Below are 8,573 nucleotides of genomic sequence, written 5' to 3'. Positions count from 1 at the left end.
GCAGCAGTCACACCGGCCCGTGAATCAGCGGGGTTAGTCGACCGACCCCTCGTCGGTCAGCGCTTAGTCCACGACGCACAAGACCGCCACCTCCAAGACGTCAACTACAGCTTGGCCACCCTCGCGCACATCCGCCAAGGTGCAGGCCACCATTGCGGCCCCGTTGAGGACCCAGTCAGCGAGCTCCCCACAACGACGACCGCTCGGACAGTCGAACGCGGCTTAGGAGAGGTCGCGCTCTCCGTCGCCAGCGAGGCCGAGGCCATCGACCCCGACAAAGCCAGTCGCCCAACAGGCACGGGCTCCGCAGCGGAAGAGACGGACTAAAAGCGGTCGATGCGGCGGCACAAGTCAACGCGCTAAACTGATGGTCGGCCCAAGGCGTTAACCACCTAACTTAGTTCCCACCGTTCGACTGTCCGTTCGACCCTCGACTCCCGGGGTGCAGCCGGATTGGGGTAGCATCCCGGCATGGTCCTGACTCTTGTCCCAACGACCCAACAGCGCTACACCGCGGCGGAGTTTTTCGCCGGAGTTGGGCTCGCCCGCATGGGGCTCGAACGGTCCGGCATCCGGGTGACGTGGGCCAATGACATTGAACGATTCAAGTATGAAATGTACGCCCAACAGTTCGGGTCAGATAAAGACGACGACGCTTTCATTCTTGGAGACATCCGGGAAATTAGTGGGAGCCAGCTGCCGCCGGTGGATTTAGCCTGGGCGTCTTTCCCTTGCACCGACTTTTCTCTCGCAGGGAATCGTGCGGGACTTGCCGGACACCACTCCTCCACTTTTTACCAATTTACCCGCATTCTGGATGAGATGGGAAACGAAAAACCTGGCGTTGTCGCGCTCGAGAACGTTACCGCCCTCGCCAGTAGCCATGGCGGCGAGGATCTTGCAGCAGCAGTTAGAGAACTAAACCGACTTGGATACTCTGTCGACGTGCTCTCGATCGATGCGCGTCGTTTTATTCCACAGTCCAGACCTAGGCTATTCATCGTGGGAGCACTCGTGCCCCCAGAAGATGTACCGGACCCAAATTCCGAACTTCGGCCGGACTGGCTACAAACCGTGTACGGCGACCCAACTTTAACTATGCACCGAGCCAAGCTCCCGCCACTTCCTCCACCCCTGACGTCGGGACTCTCTCTCTATCTAGAGCCACTCAAAGGTCAGGATAGCCGCTGGTGGAACGCCGAGCGGACAGCAAAGTTCGTTAGTTCGCTTTCTCCAGCCCAGATGGCGAGGCTTGAGGACCTCCGCCTTAACAACTCCGTCTCTCACCGCACTGCCTATAGGCGAACCAGAAAGGGAATCGCTGTCTGGGAAATCCGAGCCGACGACATCAGCGGATGCCTTAGAACAGCGAGGGGAGGATCCTCTAAGCAAGCTGTCGTTCGCGCTGGAAACGGCCAAATCAAAGTGCGCTGGATGACCCCGCGCGAGTACGCAAACCTGATGGGCGCCGGGGAATACGCACTCGGAGGGCTGCGCGATCAGCAAATACTCTTTGGCTTTGGAGATGCAGTCTGTGTAAACGCGGTTGAGTGGCTGGGAAAAAACTACCTCGTGCCGCTACTGCAAGGGAAACTAGGATCCGGTAGCGCTAATATTAAGGAGAACACGTGGGCAGCCGAGGCATAGCGTCTACCAATCAGCCAACCCACAAACCGCCAACGAAAAGCAGCCTATCAACGCCATTCGTCCGCGGATTCAGGCGGCTACTAAACGAAGCAATGTCCCACACTGACGATTTCAGTGGCAAGAAGCTGAGCAGTTGTATCGGTGCATACGCCTTTCTCGACTACGACGGCGACCCTATCTACGTTGGACAAACGATAGAGAACTTCGGCACACGGATAGGTCGACACCTTACCGGTCAGCGATCAGACACAGTCGCGTATCGGATACTCGACCCGTTCGAGGTAGCAGAGATCAGAATGTGGCCACTGGAATCCGCAAGAAGCCTAGGCGCGGATGACCGAACCGCAGCGATCAACTCTCTCGAGTACAACGTCTATATGCATGCGCTTTCGATATCGCGGTACGGAGCGATACTTAACGAGAAGCTCCCGCCCGCATCCAGTTTTACCGAGCTTCCGGATTCTTACACTTTTGACCTAATACCGCCCCGATACAGGGAAGATCGGGAACATCCGGACGTCCGGATCGCAAGACGCGCTGAAAACCTATCTAGACTAGCGGCGGTTGCCCACGAACGCGGCGAGGTGTCTGCGGGGCTTCGGAGAGTTATAGTCATCCAAGCAATACGCCTGGCAGACCTTGCCGCGAGCCGACTGTCTGATGCAGAAGGACGGCCTCGGCATGACCCCGCTGCGATCGACGTACAAGCTCTGATAGGTGACGTGCACCACGAGCCCATCAAGGGCAACAACGATTTTAGTTGGCCTCCTATTGAGACCGATCGTTCTACCTCGGCGAACTAGAGGCTAGAAGTACTGGCGCGACAGGCTGGGCGATAAGTCCCCGAGGTCCCAAATCCCGGGCAAGCCCAAATCGCGTGAGACCTCCAGCCAGCTTGAACTCCAAGTCTGCGCAGGTGGTCGGACTTTGGCACTCTCTTCCCAGGAAAATTCAGGAGTGTCCGGCACGACCGATCCGGCAAGCTGACGCGCCGACAACTCATTGATGCCAACTACATGATCGCTACATACGCAGCTTGCCTTCAACACAGTCGGTGAAAATTCAACCTGTACTAGACGCCACTTATCGAGCATTTGTTGACTCTTCTCGAACTCATTCCTCGAGAGGTGAAAGGCACCCGCTGTCGTCGATAAACAGGCTTTGACTTCCCACTTCCCTTCGAAAGGGGGGCGGCTTTCGATGTCAAAACCAAAATGATCCGAGACCCGCGATAGGTGAACCGGTCTCGCACTTTGCCTCTTCAAACAATCCATGACGACCAGTTCGCCAAGATACCCGAGCCTCGAACGAACAGAGGTACTTTCAAGCTTTAGCGCCCTCGCCGCCCCGAGCAATACCTCAGGAAGGTAGGGCTCGAGCCATGAGAGAGCGCGCAGGTCAGGTGACGGGATTAGCTCGTACTGCAAGTTCGACCCGGCACAAGCGGAGTGTAGCCAAGCCGGCGGACGACTACGCAGCAACATTGCCGCAATAGCGATTAGGGTGGTAGCGTCCGCCTTCTCTGATAGGCCCCTCAATCGACCAGTGGGCCGGATGCCGTCAGATTGCTTTACCAATCCAGCACTAATTAGAAATTCCGCAGCCGGCAAATGATCGAGTGCACCAGCCAGGAAAGAACTACGACTCTCGGCTGCGGATATCCAATCCTTGATTCCGGCTGCGGGCGAATAGCGAATAGAGTTGGCTAGGTTAAAGATGCTGAAACAGGTGCCGTGCGACGGAAGCACGCTATCTCCCACGGATATGTTCGCGAACCGTTCGCGCATCACTTGTCTCGACAGCTGGCGCGGTCGGGTCCTCGTCGTTCTGAGGCAATGCGATCGTGACCAGGCCAGGATCGTTCATCAGACCAGCAAGTGCAGTCACCTTATCTCGCAGCCTCGAGTCAACGCTTTCATCAATGGTCCCACGACTAACTAGCACCGTGAAGCGAGTTTCGACATCGGGGTCTAGTCCAAGCCTGTGAATCCTGTCCTGACTTTGGAGAAAGTGCCCCGCGTTAAACGTCCGGTCAAGAAAAATCGCATGATGGCACCAATGATGCAAGCTAATGCCTTCGCCCGCAGCCGCGGGATTAGCTAACAACACAGAGCAATCGCTACTATGCCGGAAGCGCTCCAATTCTGATTCTCTGGTGACGCTCCCTGGACGCGCGGAGTCTTCCGGTGGGACTCCGCCATGAATGACTGCTGGATTGTAGTCGGCCAATTCGGAGCGGAGCAATCTAATATTTCGAACAAAGTTGGACCAGACGAGGACTTTGTCGCCGCGAGCCGCAGCCTCCGCCACCTGCTCTTTTACGAATTCGTACTTCCATGGCCGCTCGTAGTACGCGTATTCATTGAGAAGTTGCGTTAGCGGTTCGTTCCCGTTCAAGGCCATCGGCGGGTGCGCAAAACCTATCTCGTCGTCATCGTCGGATCCAGACAAGAGGAGCAGCGGGTTCGAGGCGGCCTCGAGTAGGTACATTACAACCCGCCCGAGTCGCCCGAACATCCTCCGAGAGTCGGTCGATAGCGAAAAGTCGCCGCGGTAACGACCCAACAGTGCCGCATAGATCGCCGCCTGGACGGGCCCCGTATCCCGCATCTCGGTTATCCACACTGGTGCCGGTATATTGAGGTCCGACTTTCGAGTTCGCACAAAGTAGCGATCTATGGCCGCACTAGTTTCTTTTACGACCGAGTCATCCCGCGCTGCCGATTCCTCATAGGCAGCCGCTGGAAGAATCGACTTATCCTGACCCGGGTATAGGAATCTGACGAGCGCGACTATATCTGAGGCACCTTGGGGGGTCGGCGTACCGGTCAGCACGTCCCTCCGGGCAGCCACGTACGCCAGGTCTATAACCGCGCTACCGTGCACTCCTTCCGAGCCCTTCTTGACACGGTGCGCTTCGTCCAAAACGACCTGGGTTGGAACGGACGCTACGTAGTCGGCGATCGCGTCATAGTCCGAAGCGAGCCGGTTGTAGTTTGTCAACACTACATCTGTGTTCGTGGGGAGGACGCTGTTCTTCCCTTGGTGGACCACAATGCGGAGTTGGGTAACGAAGCAGTCTTCGGCGTCAGTTTTCCAGGCCTCAAACGCGGCGATTGGGGCAACGACTAACAAGCGTTTCACTCCCCCACGACTCCTCTGCAGCGCGAAGTTCGCCAGCGCCACCGAAGTCTTACCTGCACCAGGCACAGAAAAATCAGCCCCGTGAGGTAATCTAACTATTCTAGCCAAATTCTCTAACTGGAAATTCTTCAGCTGGCGCTTGAACCCAGCCTCCCGAAGCTCAGTCTCAAGAACGACTAAATTCGTGTCCTCCGGGGCCGCTATGGCCTTCTCGCGGGATTTCTTGTCGGCGAGGAGCTGCGAAAGTCTCGCCGACACGCCATCGCCAAGTCGAACAGTCTCGCCGAATCGAATACGCAGCTGCCGTATGCATCCTAGTTCAGCGAGAAAAACCTCGCTACGCAAGTTAATCGTATCTTTATCCCCACCCACGACTCCTCGGAGAAAGGTCGAATGCAAGTGGGCCCATGCCGCCGGCGATGTGTTGGTATCACGGCGAATGACCACTGGCGGCCGGCTGCCCGATCCAAGTTCGATTTCGATCATTGCTCGGTGGCCGCGAACGATCCAAGCTTGTCTTCAAGGCTCGACACGAGCGAACGCAGCTCATTCTCGTCGAAGTCGTCAAAGGAACGCGCGGAGCTCAGAGCCGAGTGGGCGCGGTCGATTTCCTGATGCGCTTTTCTAAGTCGCTTTAGCGGAGCCAGGATTATCTCTTCATCGTGTTGACTTTCCTTCGCTTCCTCCGCAGCTGCTGAGATGGCGTTTCCCAAACTGGCCATTACGTCTTTGACGGTCATCTGCGCGCCGTTATCAAGGTCAATGACGGCGCTCGGACTCTTAGTCGCAAGGAAAGTGAGCAGCTGGGAGACTTCACCTGGTTCCTCGTCGTCGCCGAGCAACTCATCGAGCAGGTCGTGGTCCGGTGCCGAACTGGCGTTGCCTTCAGCGAGGGTCAGAACCTCCCGAAGTGAGGGATCACCCTCTACTTCGGTCCGCACCAGTTCAGCTGCGTCGCTCCGACGGAGATGTCTTAGTTGACGATAGGGCACCTCCGACAGCGTGCCGAGGAAGTACACCGATCTCACGGCCTCCGCTTCCGCCGGTTGCTTACTGCGTATATGCTTCACGAGCTCATCGAATGACGACTCGTTTTCCTTGAAGTCAATGTACTGCCGAGTCCCGCCACTCATCCCCACTAACGAATGAAGTTGCTGGAGTTTCTCGTACAACGAACGCACGTCGGCAACAGGCCGATGCATACGATTCGCGACCTTGTCGAAGTCTTTTCCTAGGCGGTCGAAGAGTTCCTCGATCAGAAACGCCTCGTTGATCCAGCTGTACTCTTCCTTGAAGTCTCGAGCGACTTGTAGTTCCGTCTCCAACTCAAGAAGCTCAGCGGGAGTCGCGTCTTCTGGCAATACGAGGCACTTTACGTAGCGGGCTGATTGATTGTCGTCATCAAGATAAAGACTGCGTAAAGCAGCCGTTCTCCGATTCCCGTTAATTAATATTCCGTCCGAGGTAACCACCGCCGGCTCACGCTGCTTGCGCTCCGCCAGATCGATCTTGAGATCGTTAAAACCTTCCTGATTTCGGAGTATCTCGTACTGCTCTTCCTGAGCTAGCTCACCGAGGGGATCCTCGGTGAAGAGGCCAGGCAAGCCAGCTCTTGATATCCGTGCCCTCTGCTCGGCTTTTGTGCGGTGATTCAAAATCGAAAACCGCACCCAATCCACCTCGAGTTCCTTCAACGGAAGCTCTCGGGCATCGCGTGGCCAGGCCGGTAAACTTGCTCTACCTATGTCGTGGCGGGCCTTCAGAAATTCCGCCCGTTCTTGATCAATCACCGGATTATGCATCATCGGCTCCTATAAGTCGTGGTCCGCCCTGGACCGTACCTCGCAGTTATGTTGGTTCTCAGTTGTCCGTCCTGCCGTCGCTGAAAACCGACATACCCGAGGTAAGCACGCGAATGCTCAGCTGGCACGTCGAAAAGCCGCATTAGGAGTGATGGAAACTTGGGCGATCGCCGGTCATTCCAATTCCAGTTCCCGCTGTCTTCGGCCCGGTCGGGCATCACGTAGATGCACGGTATCGATGTGCTCCTGCCCGCGATCTCCACCTGGTAGTCGCCCCGAGGGCAAGGCCGATTGGCCGTTCCGCAAGTACGGTCTTGGAAAATTACCCCGTCCAGAGTGGCGGTATCCGATGATGTGAATTTTTGCCGCAATCGGTTCACGCCTTTTGAGATGTGCGTACCAGGATTGCTACTCAAACTTGGACACAACCACCACAGATAGGTTTCGTCAGCCCACCGCGGTACGGTCCACCTCGTGCTGCTGTGAGCGCCGTCTGGGCACCCCTTCTGAATTATCGCCACAGCGCCGATGTGGCCTACATTCAACCGATAGATTGTGTCCTCGCCGTACGCTGGCAACTCCAGACTTTCCGCCAGTCCTCGCCTGACAATCTCGGCCAGAAAATCAGCGAGGTAGGTTCTTCTTTCCTGGTTGCTCGCACTCATGCTTCCGCGGACATATTCGATAGCTGCAGGCAGGGCTGCGACGAATTCACCCTTAGACAATCCATGGCTTGCGAGTATGTCTTCGCGAGAGGAGATGGATAACAGAACGTCAGCCGCGTTTTGAACCATCGCGGGCGAAGCCGCCCCGGCATTGTTGCACGGCGCTGCGGAATCGGGAGATTTCACGTCTGTCCGTATCATAATCGCTTTCGAGTCTCCGGCAAGTAGACCGCTGGCCTCATCGTGGCGTGCGAGTGCCCTTAGAGGAGGTTAACACGCCCTTCCGATGCACCTGGAGCGACTTTGCCGAATCCCGTTCGACAGGACGGACCCGTCTCTCGCACGGTGCGCTGGCCGGGAGCTCGCTGGTGATCGTTGCGGAAGAGACGTTCGCTTGTCACCGCTCGTGAAGCTGGCCGTTCGTGGCACCACTTTGCTTCGCAAACATGGTTGGATGGCCCGCGTGTCTACCGATTTCCAGTGGGTCTCGACGGGGGTCTTGTACCGATACTCCAGCAACGCCGGTTCAGGAGAGGCGGTGGTGGACCAGCACCGAAATTTCAAACACGACTTTCGACCACGGCTATCTGGACAGCCGATTATCCAGCTGGAGCGTGGGATCAACATTTCCCGCGAGATTCGTTCCTTAGACGGTCCGCGAAGGCCGGGAGTAGCGCTGCGATCCAGCCCTTGGAAGTCGGGGACTGAGACCACCCCCTGGCACGATGAATATGACCTGGATTCCGGCAAGGTCAGGTTTTTCGGGGACAACCGGGCCACGACTTCGTCCGGCCGGGGCGGAGGTTCTGGCACTCGGGGGCTCATCTCACTCGCGCCGCTGTTCTATTCAGCGTCGCGTGAGTACAGGAAATTAGCGCCGCCAATTGCACTCTTCAGGGGCGAATCTGTCCCTGTCCCCGGTAGAGGGCTTGTGCACACAGGATTTGTTCGGTTGATTGGATTGGCCTTGCTCGAGTCGCACGGAGCTATCCAACAGACTGATATCAAGGGCGTGGACTTCGAGAATTATGTGTTCACGCTTCGTTTGTGCCCGTTACATGACACCGATGGCAGGATCGACTGGGGCTGGATCAATGATCGACGCGACGAAACCGTCCCAGCAGCAGTAGCAAATCTGCGGGCACCTTACGCGTGGCGCCACTGGATCGAGACCGGTCGACTTCCGAGCTGAGGGTTAGGGTCTTAAGATCGTCGCGAAGCCCTTCTTCTATCCGCGATCACCGTTTCACGGGCCGTTCCTCGAGCCGCGAAAGAAGGCTAGCCCCGGTGATTCACGGGGATCTGCGGATCGCTG

Annotated in this window: 6 protein-coding genes; 3 read left to right on the top strand and 3 right to left on the bottom strand. The window is 56.9% G+C overall.

What is annotated here, in order from left to right; translation table 11 throughout:
* Positions 1 to 471: 471 nt before the first annotated feature.
* Complete coding sequence (locus G6023_RS16370; RefSeq protein WP_182634740.1) at positions 472 to 1,647, top strand: DNA cytosine methyltransferase; 1,176 nt, start codon at positions 472 to 474, stop codon at positions 1,645 to 1,647.
* A 92-nt stretch (positions 1,648 to 1,739) separates the two neighbouring features.
* Positions 1,740 to 2,450 carry a GIY-YIG nuclease family protein gene (locus G6023_RS16365; protein WP_187700032.1) on the top strand — a complete coding sequence of 237 codons (711 nt, stop codon included), beginning with the start codon at positions 1,740 to 1,742 and terminating at the stop codon, positions 2,448 to 2,450.
* Positions 2,451 to 2,453: 3 nt separating this feature from the next.
* On the opposite strand, the gene G6023_RS16360 is transcribed toward G6023_RS16365, so the two are convergent.
* The 3 genes from G6023_RS16360 to G6023_RS16350 form a co-directional block, all read right to left on the bottom strand.
* Entirely contained in the window at positions 2,454 to 2,921 is a 468-nt protein-coding gene (locus G6023_RS16360) for a protein NO VEIN domain-containing protein (RefSeq protein ID WP_472986428.1), read from the bottom strand.
* Positions 2,922 to 3,396: 475 nt separating this feature from the next.
* Positions 3,397 to 5,049 carry a DEAD/DEAH box helicase gene (locus G6023_RS16355; RefSeq protein ID WP_182634735.1) on the bottom strand — a complete coding sequence of 551 codons (1,653 nt, stop codon included), beginning with the start codon at positions 5,047 to 5,049 and terminating at the stop codon, positions 3,397 to 3,399.
* Positions 5,050 to 5,273: 224 nt separating this feature from the next.
* Positions 5,274 to 6,596, bottom strand: coding sequence for a ParB N-terminal domain-containing protein (locus tag G6023_RS16350; RefSeq protein ID WP_182634734.1), 1,323 nt, complete (start codon positions 6,594 to 6,596; stop codon positions 5,274 to 5,276).
* A 948-nt stretch (positions 6,597 to 7,544) separates the two neighbouring features.
* Between G6023_RS16350 and G6023_RS16345 the strand changes: the two genes are divergently transcribed.
* Positions 7,545 to 8,450, top strand: a complete 906-nt coding sequence (locus G6023_RS16345) for a hypothetical protein (RefSeq protein WP_472986427.1) — start codon at positions 7,545 to 7,547, stop codon at positions 8,448 to 8,450.
* Positions 8,451 to 8,573: the final 123 nt, after the last annotated feature.

Source organism: Dietzia sp. DQ11-71 (assembly GCF_014144995.1).
GTDB lineage: Bacteria > Actinomycetota > Actinomycetes > Mycobacteriales > Mycobacteriaceae > Dietzia > Dietzia kunjamensis.
This window is presented reverse-complemented; position numbering and strand designations above follow the sequence as displayed.